This is a genomic window from Croceitalea sp. W27, assembly GCF_055693185.1.
Genome location: NZ_CM146327.1, coordinates 825,384 through 842,698, shown reverse-complemented (window position 1 = coordinate 842,698; position 17,315 = coordinate 825,384). Strand labels below are relative to the sequence as shown.

Annotated in this window: 16 protein-coding genes and 1 pseudogene; 1 reads left to right on the top strand and 16 read right to left on the bottom strand. The window is 38.7% G+C overall.

Features of this window, described 5'->3' with window-relative positions; all coding sequences use genetic code 11:
- Positions 1–421: 421 nt before the first annotated feature.
- Positions 422–1,795: a hypothetical protein gene (locus ACZ1GR_RS03875; RefSeq protein WP_472610922.1), complete on the top strand. Its 1,374-nt coding sequence runs from the start codon at positions 422–424 to the stop codon at positions 1,793–1,795.
- A gap of 767 nt (positions 1,796–2,562) precedes the next feature.
- Here ACZ1GR_RS03875 and ACZ1GR_RS03870 read toward each other — a convergent pair.
- The 16 genes and pseudogenes from ACZ1GR_RS03870 to ACZ1GR_RS03795 all read right to left on the bottom strand — a co-directional run bounded on the left by ACZ1GR_RS03870 (position 2,563) and on the right by ACZ1GR_RS03795 (position 17,313).
- Complete coding sequence (locus tag ACZ1GR_RS03870) at positions 2,563–3,414, bottom strand: phosphatase PAP2 family protein (RefSeq protein WP_472610921.1); 852 nt, start codon at positions 3,412–3,414, stop codon at positions 2,563–2,565.
- A gap of 10 nt (positions 3,415–3,424) precedes the next feature.
- The gene (locus ACZ1GR_RS03865) at positions 3,425–7,141 is read right to left on the bottom strand and encodes a metallophosphoesterase (RefSeq protein WP_472610920.1); all 3,717 of its coding nucleotides are present in this window, start codon (positions 7,139–7,141) and stop codon (positions 3,425–3,427) included.
- A 215-nt stretch (positions 7,142–7,356) separates the two neighbouring features.
- Positions 7,357–7,722, bottom strand: a pseudogene (locus ACZ1GR_RS03860) (lipid-binding SYLF domain-containing protein); the annotation flags it as partial.
- Positions 7,723–7,850: 128 nt separating this feature from the next.
- Positions 7,851–8,018 carry a hypothetical protein gene (locus ACZ1GR_RS03855; protein WP_472610919.1) on the bottom strand — a complete coding sequence of 56 codons (168 nt, stop codon included), beginning with the start codon at positions 8,016–8,018 and terminating at the stop codon, positions 7,851–7,853.
- Between the two features lie 113 nt (positions 8,019–8,131).
- Positions 8,132–8,515 (bottom strand): SpoIIAA family protein, encoded by a 384-nt coding sequence (locus ACZ1GR_RS03850; protein WP_472610918.1) that lies wholly within the window; start codon positions 8,513–8,515, stop codon positions 8,132–8,134.
- A gap of 2 nt (positions 8,516–8,517) precedes the next feature.
- On the bottom strand, positions 8,518–9,126 hold the full coding sequence (locus ACZ1GR_RS03845; RefSeq protein ID WP_472610917.1) for an NADPH-dependent F420 reductase: 609 nt from the start codon (positions 9,124–9,126) through the stop codon (positions 8,518–8,520).
- Between the two features lie 235 nt (positions 9,127–9,361).
- Positions 9,362–10,264, bottom strand: a complete 903-nt coding sequence (locus ACZ1GR_RS03840; protein ID WP_472610916.1) for a DUF6268 family outer membrane beta-barrel protein — start codon at positions 10,262–10,264, stop codon at positions 9,362–9,364.
- Positions 10,265–10,431: 167 nt separating this feature from the next.
- Positions 10,432–10,794 (bottom strand): DoxX family protein, encoded by a 363-nt coding sequence (locus ACZ1GR_RS03835; RefSeq protein WP_472611790.1) that lies wholly within the window; start codon positions 10,792–10,794, stop codon positions 10,432–10,434.
- 153 nt (positions 10,795–10,947) lie between these two features.
- On the bottom strand, positions 10,948–11,895 hold the full coding sequence (locus tag ACZ1GR_RS03830) for a septum formation inhibitor Maf (protein WP_472610915.1): 948 nt from the start codon (positions 11,893–11,895) through the stop codon (positions 10,948–10,950).
- A 77-nt stretch (positions 11,896–11,972) separates the two neighbouring features.
- On the bottom strand, positions 11,973–13,322 hold the full coding sequence (locus tag ACZ1GR_RS03825) for an alginate export family protein (protein WP_472610914.1): 1,350 nt from the start codon (positions 13,320–13,322) through the stop codon (positions 11,973–11,975).
- A 5-nt stretch (positions 13,323–13,327) separates the two neighbouring features.
- Positions 13,328–13,777 carry a DMT family transporter gene (locus ACZ1GR_RS03820; RefSeq protein ID WP_472610913.1) on the bottom strand — a complete coding sequence of 150 codons (450 nt, stop codon included), beginning with the start codon at positions 13,775–13,777 and terminating at the stop codon, positions 13,328–13,330.
- 1 nt (position 13,778) lies between these two features.
- Positions 13,779–14,210, bottom strand: a complete 432-nt coding sequence (locus tag ACZ1GR_RS03815; protein ID WP_472610912.1) for a DoxX family protein — start codon at positions 14,208–14,210, stop codon at positions 13,779–13,781.
- Positions 14,207–14,863, bottom strand: a complete 657-nt coding sequence (locus ACZ1GR_RS03810) for an SCO family protein (protein WP_472610911.1) — start codon at positions 14,861–14,863, stop codon at positions 14,207–14,209. The genes ACZ1GR_RS03815 and ACZ1GR_RS03810 overlap by 4 nt, the downstream gene beginning before the upstream one ends.
- 2 nt (positions 14,864–14,865) lie before the next feature.
- Positions 14,866–16,251, bottom strand: coding sequence for a tyrosinase family protein (locus ACZ1GR_RS03805; RefSeq protein WP_472610910.1), 1,386 nt, complete (start codon positions 16,249–16,251; stop codon positions 14,866–14,868).
- Between the two features lie 53 nt (positions 16,252–16,304).
- Entirely contained in the window at positions 16,305–16,832 is a 528-nt protein-coding gene (locus ACZ1GR_RS03800; protein WP_472610909.1) for a YceI family protein, read from the bottom strand.
- A gap of 190 nt (positions 16,833–17,022) precedes the next feature.
- Positions 17,023–17,313 carry a Dps family protein gene (locus ACZ1GR_RS03795; protein ID WP_472610908.1) on the bottom strand — a complete coding sequence of 97 codons (291 nt, stop codon included), beginning with the start codon at positions 17,311–17,313 and terminating at the stop codon, positions 17,023–17,025.
- Positions 17,314–17,315 lie beyond the last annotated feature (2 nt).

Sequence of the window (17,315 nt, the reverse complement as noted above, 5' to 3'; positions counted from 1 at the left end):
TTAAATTAATTAATTAATCTTTTTTTGTTTTACTACCTCGATAGCGAAAATTCGATTTCTTGCTCTTGCGCGCTCTCAAAGTAGGAAAATTATTATGAAGTTACATGATACCTGCAAAAAGTATTGATATCTAGCGGGTTGTAATTTTGATATTTGCTCATCATTAATTCGTATTAAGCGCTTGATACGTAGAATTTTGATGGATGATATCAAAATGTTCTTCAAAAAGAATTCACTTTGAGTTCATTTCCAAATTTGTTCCATCAATCGTAGTGTATTATTTCGAACCCTTAGCAGAAGAACGATAGTCTTTAATGCTTTATGCAAGACAGAATTATCAATTCTGATTGAATCGCCTTTAATGATATGGCTAACACCTTTAATTAACAGGCTTTCTATGCAAAACTAAAATAAAATGAAAATGAAAAAATTAAAGTTAATATTTGTAACAGTCATGTCGCTAGCTGTTTTTTTTACAGGTTGTGACGGTGAAGACGGGCTTGATGGTACCGATGGTCAAGACGGAGCACAAGGTCCACCGGGAGCCGACGGTGAGGATGGCGAAGATGGAGCCGGTCCAATGATGGTAGATGCAGCCGCTTCATTATTGGCGAGCATTGAAACAGATGGCGGAGTACCCTATAATGCGAACAGCCCGGCACTTAGCTTTACAGCTGAGGAGAATGTATTTATACCAAGTGTTTTAGGTATCGATTATCGTGTCGATAGAGCTGTTGTGCCAGCAGGCCCTACAGTTAGATTACCAATGTTCCAAGGTTGGGAGACATTGCCCAACGGAGAGCGAAGAGAACTTTACTATATAATTACCGAAGCATCCGACCGGGGGCTAGCTAGACTACTAGGTATTATTTATGCCCCTAGAATGGCAGACGCAATAGGATCTGGAGGTGAGCAAACCGCTGAATGGAGTGATGATGGTAGGCTTATTTTTGAAGGGTCCGTAGATTTTTCCCCCACTAGATCTTTAACTCCTGGTGGAGCGGACGGACAATTATTTGGATTTCCTCCAGCGTCAGTTACTCCGGGTGCCGTTGCAGATGCAAATTGGTCATCTTACGTTGTTTTACCGGGAACAGATGTCATCATTAATGCACAACCAGTAGCAAACAGTACAGGTATACATGATAGAATTCCTAACCCAAACGGAAACAGTCAAGCAGATGAAGATGATTTTGACAATCCGAATTTGGCGATAGATCAAGCATCGGTTGTACTGCAACTTTTAGATGGATGGCACGATGGTAAGAAATTTTTCTTTCACATTGTGACCGATACCTCTGATCCGGGACCGGCTACAATCGAGTTGGGAGTGTATGCGCCGAGATTGGCACAACTACCAACATTTGGTCTGTTCCCGGGAGGCTCAATGCTGCCTTTTAGTCCTACGGCAAATGGTAGAACTACGGACAACGGTGATGGTTTTGGAGTACAAGGGTTAAATACGGCTTCACTAAGTGATAGGCAAGTACAGGATCCTACAAATACATTTCCGATTGACCCAAGAGATCCTGCTTATTCACCCATGTGGGACGCACATATTACAGAATTCACAGTTCCAGAGGCAGAACGGCCTATCTTAAGGAGTTTTGAGCAAGTAAATGATCTTTTGGAACAAGGCATTTTAATCCCCTTCAGAGGGAATGCAAACCCAAGTCCTTTATCAAACTCATTATCAGATTTATTGACTGCAACAGGTGCGATCATTAACTGTCCTGTAGTTACTCAGCCAGATGAAAGTGTCATTGGTACTCAAATTGGCTCACCACGTAATTAGTTCATTAGTATAAAATAAATTTGTTACCGAGCGCTGGTCTATTTTATATAGACCGGCGCTTTTATATTATGCTGTTCCCCCTCCTTTATTTTCTAGTATGCATATATTGTCAGAGCCTATTCATATAGCTGAAAACATCCATAATTTGAACAAAATTTCGCCCATATATAATTGACCTAAAATAGTTGAATATTGGTATTTATCTTTTGTATCGCCTTTTCGAATGAAGGTAATTACAGATTTATAATAGGTCACTTCGCGACTATTGAGGTGTTGTTTGTTGTGGGAAAAAGACCGTCATTTGACACCTCTATAAGACGAAATTAATTAATAGGTCTAAACTGCTTTAATGTCAAAATTCACATAATTAATTTAATAATCCCGTAAAGGAACTGACTGGGGTTCTACAATGCCGTTCACGAAGTGGTACTTTTTGTCGTAGGGGTATAAGGGCAACAATTTTAGGGATAGACTTCTCCATTGTATCTGCAATATTACTAAATCTGGGTTAGTCTTAGTGCTACCTAGTATAGCCTTTAGGCGCCGCAATTAGGACATTGATTTTGTTGGGGGTAGGTTTCTCTTTCTTGCGTATTTTATGTTCCAAGATATTCTTTTCTGCCATACCGTCATATTTTAACAGATATTACCGAATCTATTAATAAGTGCTGTATTATTTTTTTCAATGCAATTGGGTCGTACAACCGTTTTATATACTGTGCTTTGGCATGCAAAATGGTTTGTTTTTAATAGCACTAGAAATACTCTCAAAAACGCGCCGCCACGCCCAATGTTCTCGGTGTCAATTTTAAATCCCAGGACACTTTTTTTGAGTTGTCGTTATATTTCTCATCATATCTGCGATCTAGGTAACGGTCTATACTTTCAACGGTCGCAATACTAATGATAGCACTAAGCGCAACATCGGTCAGCCAATGTGCTCCTTCCCAAACCCTTGATATGGAAGGTATCGCACCTACCAAGTAAATACCACTTTTTACCCAATAGCTTTTAAACTGCTTCGCAATAGCATGTGCATTGGTCATGGCCAGCATCGCATGCCCTGAAGGGAAGGAATGGTACCGATTGTCCCTCGCGAACGGCACAAAATGATTCGGGGAAAAATTATCCCGAGGTCTTCCTCGACCTGCTGCCGATTTTAGTACCTGTTGCAAAAATCCAGCAGCCGCGGCGGAAGAAACCAATAAAACACCGGTTCTTCTTAGCTTTTCGTCCTTGATGGCCAATCCGGTAACATAGACCGCCCCGGTTAGCAGAAAGTTATTTTGGGGGCTACCGTATTCGTATCCGAAATCACTGATAGCTTCTGGAACATCATCCTTACGTTTTCTAAAGAATCGACTTGTTTCATCATCAGCAAAGTGCAACAAGGTCGTGCCGACGGCAACGGCCCCGAAAGAGGTCCAATCATCTTTTTGCCAATGTAAAGGGCGGCTGTAGGTATAGCCCATGCCTCCAAATATGCTGCCCATATCATGTTTCAAGTAATTCCAACGTGAATCCTTGTTTATGGTGTCTTTGGATTTATCTTGCCCGTAGTTTTGTAAATGAAAGGCTAGAGCGAATAATAAAATGAGTGCTATTTGACGTTTTTTCATTGTTCCTTATTTAAAAACTAAAACCAAAACCTACTTGAATAAGATTGCCTTCCGTTGAATTGAAGTAGCCTACGTTGAGCCCAAAATCATTGAGTCCCCCAAACCAAAGGCCACCACCTTGGGAGGTGTGCCAAACGTTGGAATCATCGTTCGACAGCCAAACGCGACCGTAATCGAATCCGCCAAAGATTCCCAATGTTATAGGTATTATGGCAGTTGGATATCGCATTATGCGTAATCTGAGATCGGAGCTTTGATAGAAATAGGATTTACCCGTAAACCGTTCATCCCTGAACCCCCGTAATCCATTAGTGCCCCCAATCGAAGGTGCGTGATAGTAAAGAAAGTTATCTCCGATATTCGTCTTGCCTTCCAGTTGGGTACTGAGCACTAAACTGCCTGAAGCGACCAACTTTCGTGTCAAGGACAAACTTCCCATGGCATAGCCAAAATTGATATTCGATATGTTGGTGTTGGCTTTATACCCTCCGGTTAGTTCAATACCGAAAGCCCTGGTCGGAAAGCTTATCGCATCTTCATTTCGATACCTCAAGGAAATTTCACCACCTAGATAATCCTGTGACTCAAAAACCAACGGATTAACATTATTGGGAACGAAAAAACGGTCGTTCAGTTGTCTAACCTCATAGTTCTCGTAGTTAGCAGAGAATTTGAAGAGACGCGTTGCGATACCCACTTGCAAGTTTAATTGTTTGAGTCTGGATCGGTAAAAATCTCGCCCAAGGTCGTTATCGTTATTCACAGTCTCATTACCAAAACCAAAGAAGTTATTTGAAAACCCATCACTGCTATAGCTTCCTTCCAATTCTAGATTGATGTTAGGGAATAGATTTGCAAATACACCCTTATAACTTAGTTGTACCGCCTCAAAATCAAAAAAGTAGTTACCGGCGAAGGTGTGCTGCTGCCGAAACGGATTACCATTGATACCGTTTACCGTGTAGGTGTCAGTAGCACCGATAAAAAATCCATCATCCGTTCTAAAGCCCGCGGTCGGAATGAATATGTTGTGATTCTCCTGAATGTTGCGCCAATGGAATAGATTGGTTTCATAATTGTCGGTCAAATGCCTTCTAGGGGTTTTTTTATCAAAAATTATTTCTTCGTATTTGTGGTCATAGACCTTAAGCCCTTTTTTGTTGCTTATCGAGAAGGAATCTTTGCCGTAGCCACCTATTAAGCGTATGAAGATTTCATGGTCGCCTTTGCCGTAAACCTTGAAGGTATCGGTATCGTTCAATCCGTAGAGCCATATTTCTTTTGTGTTTTTCTTTTCAAAAAGATATTCCTTGACTTTGGATGTACCATTTTTATTGGTCTTACCCGTTATCTTAATTTTGGTAATTCCATCGGGCATTCGCTCTATCTCAATTGTATCCTCTTTGTGTGTTCCATAAAGCACCGCCCTTTTGTTTAGGTAGCTACTATATTGGGATGCATACTCGTGAAGATCGGCAAGACGTTGTTTTAAACTTTTCTTTATTTGGTCAGAAGTGGCATCCTGCATTTCTGAGGGAAGTACGGAAAATGCAGCCTCGATATGGGCATCGCTAAGGTTGGCTTGCATGGCCTTGGCTTCCTCGATCCAAATTTCGGCACTGGTTTGGCTTAGCAAAACATTGTCTAACATATTGCCTTTGTCGTTCAGCCATTTCAGGTTTTTGATAATAGGTTCATAGGTTTGCCAAGAACGGATAAGTGGCGTAAACCATTTTAAAAAGGAGATAGCTGGCCCTTGAAATTTAGGAAAGGCATTGTCCCTATCTCTTGGTATGGCGACAAAGCGTTTATCGTTTTTGTTTACTTCGTATTCGGCCCAGCGGTATTGGTCGGCATGGCGGTCCCAATCTCCAATGAGCATATCGAAAAGACGTGCTTTTACGAACGAGCGTTCATCTACGGAATAGCTGTCGTTTTTTTGTAGCTTTTCCAACATATCTACCGTACTACTGAACTTTGTGATTTTACCGTCCGCATCTGGCAATGACCTTGTATAGGCTTCCTCATTTACCCAACCTTCGGAGGGCCTTTCTTCTATAAAATAGAGGCCATCGCCATACACCTCATTGAATTCGCCAAGTGCGTTTTGTTTAGGAACATAGAATATATTCGCATTGGCATGGTTGACCTTGGCCGCTTTTGCCAATGGACTAATGGTCAGTAGCATGTAGGGATGTGAGGTACTGAAGAAGTCGTAAATGATATTTTCAGTGGCCGTTCCTTCAAATTCATCGATGTTGTAAGCCGTACCGAAGATGTTCGATTCTAAGATGCGAAGGGCGTTTTTATCCAAACTGCGCATGGCATATTGCTTGCCTTGTTCATCTTCCAACCGTAATGTCCAAGACTGATGTCCACCACCTTTTTTTACGACTTTTAGACCACGGTATAATGTATCTAAAACCGCTACGGGCACTGTGGCCGATCTTGAAAAGTAGTCCCTGTATCTTTTGCCCCAAAGCATTTTGTAGAAAGCGGTTTTATCCAACTTTTCCTTCTCTTCATCGTCGAGTATGCTAGTAGTAATTTGTGTCTTCGGTGCGATTTCGAAATTCCAATCGGTTGGGGATGAGTGTTCAAAAGCTCCTTGAACGGGAAAGACCTCCGTTTCTCCGTCTTCGGAAATAAAGGTTACTGTAGAAGATCCGTTAGAAAAATAATCCAGACGTGCAAAACCGTTTTTAGAACTTGTATAAACGCCCTCGTACATCAACGTTCCCCCAGAGGTCGAGATGGAACCGCTAGAGCGGTTCGTCGCTTCTGTTTTTCCCAACGCACCGCTGATAACCTGGTGTGTGCCATTTTGTCCTATTAAGTACTGAAGGCTTTTTTCGTGCCCCGAAATAAAAGTTACCCTATCGGATTCTTGCGCTATATAACTCATGAGTACCCGAAAAGCATTGTATCTGGGATTGGATGTAAAATCGTCCGATAAGCCAGCAAGACTTTCAATATTCGTAATCATCGAACCAATAATGGGCAAGGGTAGCATTTGGCTCCCAAGGGTATATTCGCCCGAATAACGACCATTGCTGAATACGGGATGATGCGTGGCTATAATCAGGTTTTTGCCTTGGGCATCGTTGATATAGTTCTGCAATTGCTCTAAAAAACGTCTAGGCGAAACAATATCAGTGCAAGATTCGTTCATGCCTTTCACGGCATCCCAATCAGCGGTAAACCAAGCTGAATTGACCAATATAATATCAAGGGAATTATCGATACGAATCTGTTCCAAGGGGCATTTATCCTCAGAATCGACTCTTTTCCTCTTTTTGAGGTAATCCTCGATGTCGTCGATTTTTTTTATATCCCCACTTTTCCATTCATTGTCTCCCGGTAAAAAATAGGTTTTACCCTTAAAGTTTTTGATAAGTTCCAACTGCCTGTCGAGCAATTTATAGTCCTCGGAAACCTCGGTTGCCCCTTTTGTTATATTATCGCCCGTAAAAAAGAGCAGGTGATTTTTGTTGGCTTTCTCCAAGTGTTTTTCCAAAAGCTCAAGCGTTGCCGGACTTGCCCCTTTGGACTGATTTCCGAAACCACCTGCTATGAATATAGAACGTTCAGGGGCCTCCGTTTGCAATTGAAGCGGCACACTACTTTTGCGTATTTGTTCCTTATGTGTGGCGCAACTAAAAAAAGTGAATATGAGCGAGATAGACGCAGTCTTAAAAAAAAAATGTGGACTTTTTTTATTTTTCATTTTCTTGCTATTTTATTTCTGGTCGTTTGTGGTCATTATTTGAAATACAAAAGTGCACTACCTGTGTATATATCTAGACATTAGTGAATAGTACCTAATAATAAACTGACAATCAGTATATATATAGTGTATTTCGAAAGGTATGAAGATGAACCTTTTTTAGGGTAGTACTTAGTTAAGTATTGATAGTACTTTTGGGGATATTGGGGAAGCCGTTACATCGTTTCGAATGCGCTATGGAGCTTTTTTAATTCTGGGTTATCAACAATAATTTCGTCTTCTAGTTCTTTAGTATTTCGTTGTTTTTTTCCATAAAAATCTCTGTTGAGTTCGTTTGTTACCTTGATAACGTTTCTGTCCATGCTGATACCCGCGAACAACCCTCGACTTCGGGAATATGAATACACTTCGGTTGTAAGTTCATCGTTCGTTTTTGCCGATGAATTTCTCCCAACTGGACCAGCGGCTATGGAAATATCGCCACCAAGCGTAAAATCCGATTTTCCAAGATTTTTAAATGTGCTGGTTTTCGTGAAAACTAAAATCAAATCTATTTTTTGTACTCCTGCTTGAAAACCTAAACTGCCGCCTGTTCAAGGAACAAATATGGGATTGCTCCATGAACTGTTTTTCTGCTTGATAATGGCAATGCGTTTCCCTCTTTTCCACCCACAACGAATCTAGCGTTGAGTAGATTAGAGACAATAACCTAACCTTTGGCATCTTGAATGATTTCAGAGGGTATAGTATCTTCTATACCTCGTATGTCAAGAATTACCTCCACAACATCTTCGAGCTTATTGTTGGCCTTTTCTTGAGCGCTTGTAAAAAGGCCAATAAAAAAAATGAATATAAAGAGGCTTGTTTTATGTTTCATGGCTAATCTTTAATTGGGATGTTGATTTTAATCATAATTGAATTTCATAAATGAAGCTACATGATTCATCTAACGTTGAGGCAATCCTTTTACAGAATTTATAGCAATGTCAATTATTCAACCTTTTCAGGTTTTATTTCCTCGATTGCGGAAATCCAATCTCTTGCTCTTTTGCTCTCTGAAAGCGGAAAAATTTTAGTTTCAAGGCCAAGCAATTTCGTTTTTACAAAGGGTAGATGAAAACAGTCTTTATCATCGGCTACAATGGCTATCCGGCCTATTTTTTTGAAGTTTTTTAAATCGAAAATGAACTTTTCAGCAAGTGCCCAGCGTGTAATGTCTATATAATCACGGCACTCGCAATAAAAATTTATCTTTTCTGAGAACTTGCTTTTCTCTTTGAACAATGCTGCAATCCCCAAGATATCACGACGGGTCACAATACCTGTAGTAACAGTCATTAAGATGTGTTCTTCACTATGTAGAATTTTAATCATATCTATAACACATGAATATTTTTGATTTCTTCCTTTCGCAAGGTCTTTTTTACCGTGGAAATGGGGTGGGGGTGGGCTATAAAATCGGGCATAAAGCCAATGTTGGCAATTAAATTTTCGATGATTTGTTTCACTTCTGGTTTATCGCAACTGAAGGGCATTCGGTTCATCGTAGCCAGGTTCATATTACCTGTGCTATTTTTCAGTATTTCATAATTGTGGTAATAGAATGCTTTGGCCATAAAAGCGTTTGGAAAAAGTTTTTGAAGGTATCTGTGACTTTTTTGAACCGTAAATCCATTTTCCAAAAGTTTTTTCTCGTCTTTCAGACAGGGCCTTGTTGCATCTATAATAATTTTATCATTGGTAAGTGCAACCATCTTTATGGCTATGTTGGGAATTTCTTTAAAGGGCAAAGCCAATATAAGTATCTCGGCAAATGACGCGGTTTCATCCAAAGAACCAAAGGATGCATTGGTACCAATAGCATTCGTTAAGGCATGGAGTCGCTCTGGATTTCTGCTAGTGAACATGACCCTGTGCATATTCTTTACAAATAGCTGCCCTAGAATACTCCCCAATTGTCCAGCTCCAATGATTCCTATTTTCATCTTTCTTTTATTTAAATGGAATTATTTTTTTGGTTAAAACATTGAGGATCTTTACACTTGTGCAAAACACTAAAACAAAGATGAGTGCCAAATCTTTGAATTGTGAGAACAACTTCAAAAATTAAGATAAATAACCCTCAATGTTAACCTAACCAACCACTTAACTAAAGTTGAAATAAAGATAACAACGTATTCTTACGGTAAATAGGACAAATTCAATCATTTATAGCACTCCTTATATTTTAAATCGTACGCCGCTCCTAAAATAAGTGCCATTACTTTGATCCAATGATAAAATACTGTTCTTTTTTTCGTTCCTAAGATTCACATTTTTATGCAAAATATAGGAATCACGAAAGAAGAACTCATAATGCTTAATGAAATGAAATTCATATTGAAGACTCGCCAAAATAAGTGACATGTTAATACTTTCAGATATTCGACCATCATTGAGTAAAATCCCGTTCTGAATGTTAGCGGTAAACCCATCAAGTTCTGCGTTGACCTTTAACCGGTGCTTTTCGGAAAAGTGATATTGCAAATTGGTTCTTGGCACACCCAAATTATATGACCATTTAGGATGAAATTTCCGATAGTAACTTATAAATGGAAGAGGGTAAGGAAAACCACGATTTCCCGCATAAGATATACCGAATATGAGTCGGTAGGGTTTTTTCAAGCTTTCATCTTCCTTTCTATCTTTAATAAAAACAACTTCTCCTGATAAAACAGCGTCATCTAATGTAAGACTATTTGCTGAGAGGTTGGAGCTGAGTCCTGGGGCAAAACGCGCCGCGATTCTCCAAGTATTTTTTAATTTGTAGGTGTAGCCAAAATTAAAATCGAAAATCTGAAAACTATCTATCGATGATTTATCGAAAGCTTGTGGTTCTGGTCCAAAGGTCAGGTCAACATTGGCATATCCTATACCCAAAAAAAAGCGTTGCCCTTCTTTCAGTTTGAACGGATAATTAAAAAGTACCCGTGCAGCTTTATAAGTAAAACCCTCGTTATGGGAAGGTAACAAAGTATAATCTACTCGTGCTAAATCGCCAAGTTGTGAGAACATAACAATAGGACAAAGACCTATGAATGCTATGTATCTTAAAATGGCACCATGTGTTTTGGACTTTCGCATTTGTCAATTTCGTTCTTAAATTGAGTTTTTCTAATCGCAGTTAGGTATAGTGTTAACTTTACTGTAAAAAGTACCACACTTTTTTGAATATGGGCGAGGCATTTTATATTCAAATAAAAACTCCCCTGAATTTGGAGTTCAGGGGCTTATACGCCATGTTCTTGAAGCTACCTGTCTTTGACATTGTTGATGGCCAACCCTGTCAATGTGGTTGAAAGTGCTATGTGAATCATAATATTCAGCCAGTTGCCTGAAGGAATATGTACTAAAACCAGTGCCATAAGCATGGTAAACGCGAGAAAGGCATAGGCATAAAAGGTCTTTCGATTTATGATGACTAAAATTCCAGCCACCAACTCGAAAAGTGCCAATAGCGCTCCTACAAAGTAGGTGCCTGAATCACCTAAAAATGCTAAGCCGCTACTGGCGAGGAAATTTGCCATATTTTGAAGACCAACGCCACCTAAAAAACCTTCAAAAAATTTCTCTAGGCCACCCCATATAAAAAGTAGACCAAATCCTATTCTAATAATTAAACTACCTCAGTTCATATTATTTTTATTTTAGTGATTATTGTTTGATACAAAGCTAAAACGGTGTATAGGCCTTTGAAATGGCCATAATTCCTGTTGAATTATATATTTTTCCTATCTATCCAAATCGCTGTTTCAAAAACCAAGATTTCAATTTTTGAGTCCTAATTCTGTTTTCCTGAGTATTTCATCTTTGTTGTATTTCTTTTCCCAGTAGTCAGTTCTAGTGTCTTCAATTCGCGATGCTTTGGTGGTCATCAATTTTGATTCCATGCCCCATCCCTTTACAGTTTTGAAAGTCTCTTCCCAGCTTACTATTTTATATGGAAATTTGGTTTCAAAAGTGATGGATAGTTTTCTGGGTATAGAACTGTATTCAAGCTCGTAGGTGGTTGTGTTACTATTGTACAAAATAATGCCGCTGGCATTTTCTACCCTTAACTCATTATGAACTAACTCTTGTGTTAAAATACCTGGTATGATTTTAAAAATACCTTGGGGCAATCGTCTTGGATTTATTCGTATTTGATTCCAGATTTCATCTTCTAGAATATTCAATTCTAGGGATACCGATTTATTCTCTTCACCTTCAAAATAGGAATTGTAACCAACGCTGTAAGCCTCTCCCTTTAGTTCGGCCCTAGTAAGAAATTGTCCGCACCATTCTATATTGCTCGTAGTGACACGAAGTGTGTTCGGATGATTTGTTTGATCAATAGGGGTAAACACCGATTGCATTAGGGCATAATCGTATATCCCGGTTTTGAACTGTTTATTAAGGTTGAATTTTAAGATTTTTACCCTGTCAGTCGGTGATTTTTCCGGGTAGTCTAGCTTAACCAATTTTGATTTGCTAAAATCTTCAGTGACAAATACTGTAATAGCTGTTCCTTCTCTAATTTCGCCATAATGTGCTTGTTCAAGTTTGAAGCTTGTTAGTTCGGCCTTTCCGTCATACCAGTATTTTGAGAAATCATTTGAAGACGTAATTTCATGATGATCATGGTAGTTTTTATTTGCACTGTTAGTGTCTTTGACGCAATAGGAAATCGTTACAAGTCCTAATGGTATCAGAAATATTAAAATCTTATTCTTCATGATTATGTATTTTAAACTAAACCTCGATTAATCAAAGTTCAGCTAGATTTGTTTCGGCCCCTATTGACCTTAATGCATTAAAACTTTATTTCTGCCGTTAAAACAGTATGAAACAAAGTTTCGTCCAAACCACTAAGTGCTAAAAACCCCCTTGGTAAAATTAGGTTCGTTTCTATTTCAAGAGCTACAAAGTCATTTACGGTAAAGCCAGTTATGGTCCCGAATTGATGCCCAATAAAACGCGCTTCATTGGTTGAAGGATATTCCAGATTTAAAGACGGCCCGTATACACCATCTTCTCTAGAGAATCTCCAAAAGGCAACATAATCCAATTCAATTGAGAATTTCCCGATTTCTGTATTCATATAGGGATGAACATCTATAAGATTTGAGGGGCCAAAACGCGCCACTCTTCCGAAATAAGCGCTCCTCGGGTATAGCCCATCAAAGGTATTAAGTGTATTATCGTTATTGCTTTTATCCCCACTAATGGCCTCTGTCTTTAGGCCTACAATTATTTGTTCGTCAGATAATGTGATAGGATATTCAATATTAAATGAAGCTGTCCAAGCACTTATATTCTGTTCATCAAAACGACCTGCCTGATAAACAAACTCATTGTTGTAGTTCAATCCTTTCCATTCCCCAAAATGTCTTAGTCCAATGGAAACTCTGCTGTCATTGCCAGCTCCATTGTTCCAAAACTTGGTTACCTCTTCTTTAAATATTATATAGGTATCAGTATTTGTTTTTTTATTCCAGTATTGTGTCCAATATAGTACGGCAAGTGATTCTCTAAAATCCAACGCGTCATTATCAAAAAGCCCCTCTTCAGTTTGGACGGGAACCGCATAGAATGCCTTCAATGACGTATTTGTATCGGAAAAGCTGAGTTGTGCCATATCAAAAGATAGGCGTACATTTGGGCCTTCGCGTATATCTATTAACCTACCTGTTCCCAGTCTTAAATTTTGACGACCCATCAACACATTCCACCTCGTATTGAAATGATATTTCGCGAAGAATTGATTTACATTTAGTTCATCCTTATCTACTGGGGATAATTCGTCCTTACTATCAACTAAACTGGAATTCAATTCAGCGAAAATTTCAAATTTGTTGGATACTTTGAGATGGGAATGCGCTTGAAACCTATGCAAAAACCAAATATCATTTTGATCCTCTTCCGAAGAAAATTGCTCATTGATAAAAGCTTCTGCTTGAAATCGGTAACTTCCCCCAAAACTTAATGAAACATCCGAACCCAGGTCGATTTGTTTAATTTTTCCATAAATATTTTGGCTTTCATCTTCTAATGAAATAATATCATTTTGTCGTAGCAAACTAAAATCGAACTTCGCAGTGTTGTCCTGTGCTCTTGCGAAAACTGTTAATGAAAAAAACGCTACAACAGTGAAATATTTCATAGCCTTTAGAACCGTCTAATTAGCAAAACACCAGCGATTATAAATACTATCCCGACTAACTTTTGCCAATTAATCTCCCTAACTGGCAATCCTAATAACCCATAGTGGTCAAGAACCAAGGAGACCGTCATTTGACCTGCGACAACCAATACAAAGGTTAAAGTTGTCCCAAGCCTTGGCGCAAGAATGATTACGGCCGCAACATAGAAAGCGCCGAGTATCCCGGCAATCCAGACAACGGGTGAAACTGATTTTGTTAGAGCTATGGAGGAAAAATCGAATTTTAAAATGAATAGGTAAATAACCAACCCTACAGTTCCTATCAAGAAAGATGCAAATGCGGCAAAAATTGGTTGATGTACCGATTTTCCCAGTTGCACATTAAGGCCAGCTTGGAGCGGAAGAACCGCGCCCGCAATTATTGCGAGGAGTATAAGTAAAAACTGAGATTTCATTTTAATTGTTTTTTAAAAAGCGATGGTCAAGAGAGTACTTTCCCGCTCCCAAGAAAAAGATGAGCATATAAGAAAGGGAATACATTAACGGAACATCTTTAACTACCCAAGGATCAGCAATGTGTACAACAAAAAAGCCGATCAAGGTTATGCTGAGTATGGGTAGTACGGCCAAGCGAGTACCGAAACCCAAAATCACTAGTAGCGGACAGATAATATTTGCAAATAAAGCAATCCAAGTGCTAGCTTCTCCGCCAATCCCAAAAGGATCAGGTATGTGTTTTATAGTTTCTTCGTAATGAATAATCTTTTTTAAACCATGGGTATTTATCATAGATAGAGAAACCAAAACCCTAAAAAGCAGCAGTGCAAGATCTTTGGTTATAAAAGAGGTTTCCGTACTTACAATATTTTCTTTGAAGGTAGTTTTCATGATTGTTGTTCATTTAAAAGTATTTTAATGTCCTTGATAAGTCTATGGGTATCTTTTTGTTCAAGTCCATTGTAATATCCTCTTATTCTTTTCTGACCATCAATCAATACAAAAGTGCCATCATGAATTAGGTTCATTTTATTTGAATTACCGTCATTAAAAGCTCTTACCTTATAACCTTTCGATAATTCAAAGATGTCTTCACTATTGCCTGTTAACAGGGCCCACTTTTTAGTATTTATGGCGTAATCCTGACCGTATGCATTTAGCTTTTCTGGAGTATCATTTTTAGCATCAATGGTAAAAGAGATGATGCTCACTTTATCTTCATTTGAAAATTCATTCTCCACAAGTTTTAAATGCCTGGTCATTATAGGGCAGATGGTAGGACAACTGGTGAAAAAGAAATCTACTACTTGAATCTTATCATTAAAATGTGTTTGGTCAATCAATACTTTGTTCTGGTTTAAAAGTTTAAAATCAGGAGCCTTATAGAATATGGTATCCTTTGTAATAGGGTCTATGGCGGTCTCTCCCAAAACTGGAAGAGAAGCCGCTGCTAAACCGATTTCTTTTACTTGTTTACAACTCAATAGCACAAGGGCAGTTAAAATCACTAGACAGTTTAAATATGTAATTATAAAGTTTTTCATAACTACATCAACTTAAGGGTTACGTTATCGAGTTTTATTTTACCTTCAGGAATATTCCTATTAGGGAGTGGAACTGGTTCAAAGATTACATTCACCTTAGCTCCTGAAGCGATAGCTTCAGCAACTTCTTTTTCAATTTCAATCTGTAAATGCACTCCTGTGGCAAGAAAAAGGGAATCCAGATCTTGAATGGGTAATATGGTAAAAGTGCCTGTGTACTTACTTATCTCCTGGCCTTTATAAGTGTAATCAAAATATACCCTGGCGCAATAGGCATGATAGGGCAATTGAACACGAGTAAAGTGTATAACGATATGTGTTCTTTCCTTGTTGTTGAGTTCCTTATAGATGGCATTCATTTCTGATGAATGTGTATCCAATGGCATCACGGCATCATTTTCCGTTATACGACGGGTAGGAGTATCAATTTTTTCCAAAGGGTTTGAGCATACTTTATTAAAATCTAAATTTTCGAATGTATAGCCTAAGTCTTCGGTATTTAGTATTTCTCTTATCTTAAATTCAACAGGAGTGCCGTTGCCATCGGTTACATACAATTTTTTATCAAGCCATTCTTCGGCATCTGGTAGTTTATTGATAGTATCATAAGCCTGCCAAGCATTCCAAATTCGGTCGCAGTTACCATGATGGGCATAAAATATGGGGTCGAATCCAGATTCTGCGAATGTGGCCATTTGACCGCCGATCCAATTGTGAATATTATTGTGAAAGGTTTGTTCCGCTATTCCGTCAAGTTGGGGTTCTCCTTTCTTCTTTATCGCTGGATGACCACCAAATGTATAGTAATTCGCCGCTCTAAATGCTGCTCCGACATTCATAAAATCTAATGGAATCGTATCATCAGGACCAATTTCACGTGTCGCATTGGACAATGGGTTATCATCTCCCCAAAAATGCTCAGGAATTTTGTTCACTTTAGTCCAATCCCAATAATGCAATGCTAATTTAGGTTCTCCTACGGCCTTCTGTAATTTTTGTTCTAAAGACCACAAATAAAGTCGGTGCCATGGCCATACATACCAGTTGTAGTGAATTTGATTGGAGTAAATACTTGTAGCACAAAAAGTAGTGTGCAAAAGACCTTGGGCATTCCATCCCATAGGGTCAAGAGGAGAACGGGCTGAGCGCTCCTTCAAGATTCTCAATCCATCTTTTATTAGTTTTATTTCTGGATCGTTGATCGGAATATCCGCAATATTCTTTCTGGTAACAATTGAACTGGAAAACAAGCCGCTATCGCTCCCATTTCGCCTATAGTCTTGTGTTCTATCACCAACTAAAGATGAAGATATCAATGGAAATCCTAAAGCTGTTATGCCTGCCTTTTGTAAAAACGCTCTCCGGGAAGTATTCTTGGATTTTTTCATTTCTAGTTGAATTTAGTACAGCTATTTTACAGCTTGCTCTCCTTGGCTGGTATTTAAGATTCTTTGATAAACTGAAGGTCAATAACAAGCTTTACGGTATCGCTAACCACAATGCTTCCCGTCTCGGTAACAGCACCCCAGGTTAGGTTAAAATCCTTTCGATTGATTGTACCTGTAATTTCAAAACCAGCTTTTGTTTGTCCATAAGGATCGGTGGCAATACCATTAAAGTCTGTATCAAGTGTAATTTCCTTGGTAACATCTCTTATGGTCAAGTTGCCCGTAATTTTATCGCCATCAAAGCTTTTTGATTTGAAGGTCATTTCTGGGTATTCCTCAACATTAAAAAAGTCATCGGATTTTAAGTGTGAGTCTCGATCACCGTTCTTGGTGTTTATAGAATCTATACTGGCTCTGAAATTAAATGATGCTCTTTCAAAACTATCGCCCTCAGTCTCTACCGAGGCCTCAAAATCTTCAAAAGATCCTGTTACTGTAGAAATCATCATATGCTTAACCTTAAATGCAATTTCTGAATGTGCTGCATCTATATTCCATTTTGTTTTTACTCCTGTTTCCATAATTCTATGATTTGTAGGATGTGTACATCCAAATTATTTTTTCTTGTTTGATAATGAATTCACTTAAAAGGGAAGAGGTGCCAACATCATTATGTTGCTCCGCAATTTGAACTGTTTCCCGTTGAAGATGCAATAGGACCCTCAGAGCATTTATGATATCCTCCACTCCGTTAGTACCAGATACCATTTGTTATTTCGATTCTTTAATGAGCGCTCTGGTAAAATAATCTGAATAATTATGTTCGGGCAGACCGCCCAGGGCCAATATTCTTTCTGCAATCTCATCTATACTTTCGTAGAGATATTGATATAATTGCTCAAACCTTTCATGCAGTTCAAAAAAAGACTTCCCCTTTATTTTCCAATGATACCCCCTAACGTTTTGGTATAAAATGGAATAAGATGCAAGTAGGGTTGCTAGTTGACCATTAATTTCGATTATTGATTTCTTATCCAATCCAATATGATGTTCTTCAGTCATTT

What these genes read in the sequence shown, in the direction of transcription:
- ACZ1GR_RS03850 (WP_472610918.1), bottom strand. Translation starts at nt 8,515, where the DNA reads ATGATTAAAATTCTACATAGTGAAGAACACATCTTAATGACTGTTACT.
- ACZ1GR_RS03795 (WP_472610908.1), bottom strand. Translation starts at nt 17,313, where the DNA reads ATGACTGAAGAACATCATATTGGATTGGATAAGAAATCAATAATCGAA.
- ACZ1GR_RS03845 (WP_472610917.1), bottom strand. Translation starts at nt 9,126, where the DNA reads ATGAAAATAGGAATCATTGGAGCTGGACAATTGGGGAGTATTCTAGGG.
- ACZ1GR_RS03865 (WP_472610920.1), bottom strand. Translation starts at nt 7,141, where the DNA reads ATGAAAAATAAAAAAAGTCCACATTTTTTTTTTAAGACTGCGTCTATC.
- ACZ1GR_RS03800 (WP_472610909.1), bottom strand. Translation starts at nt 16,832, where the DNA reads ATGGAAACAGGAGTAAAAACAAAATGGAATATAGATGCAGCACATTCA.
- ACZ1GR_RS03825 (WP_472610914.1), bottom strand. Translation starts at nt 13,322, where the DNA reads ATGAAATATTTCACTGTTGTAGCGTTTTTTTCATTAACAGTTTTCGCA.
- ACZ1GR_RS03870 (WP_472610921.1), bottom strand. Translation starts at nt 3,414, where the DNA reads ATGAAAAAACGTCAAATAGCACTCATTTTATTATTCGCTCTAGCCTTT.
- ACZ1GR_RS03815 (WP_472610912.1), bottom strand. Translation starts at nt 14,210, where the DNA reads ATGAAAACTACCTTCAAAGAAAATATTGTAAGTACGGAAACCTCTTTT.
- ACZ1GR_RS03820 (WP_472610913.1), bottom strand. Translation starts at nt 13,777, where the DNA reads ATGAAATCTCAGTTTTTACTTATACTCCTCGCAATAATTGCGGGCGCG.
- ACZ1GR_RS03840 (WP_472610916.1), bottom strand. Translation starts at nt 10,264, where the DNA reads ATGCGAAAGTCCAAAACACATGGTGCCATTTTAAGATACATAGCATTC.
- ACZ1GR_RS03810 (WP_472610911.1), bottom strand. Translation starts at nt 14,863, where the DNA reads ATGAAAAACTTTATAATTACATATTTAAACTGTCTAGTGATTTTAACT.
- ACZ1GR_RS03830 (WP_472610915.1), bottom strand. Translation starts at nt 11,895, where the DNA reads ATGAAGAATAAGATTTTAATATTTCTGATACCATTAGGACTTGTAACG.
- ACZ1GR_RS03805 (WP_472610910.1), bottom strand. Translation starts at nt 16,251, where the DNA reads ATGAAAAAATCCAAGAATACTTCCCGGAGAGCGTTTTTACAAAAGGCA.
- ACZ1GR_RS03875 (WP_472610922.1), top strand. Translation starts at nt 422, where the DNA reads ATGAAAAAATTAAAGTTAATATTTGTAACAGTCATGTCGCTAGCTGTT.
- ACZ1GR_RS03855 (WP_472610919.1), bottom strand. Translation starts at nt 8,018, where the DNA reads ATGAAACATAAAACAAGCCTCTTTATATTCATTTTTTTTATTGGCCTT.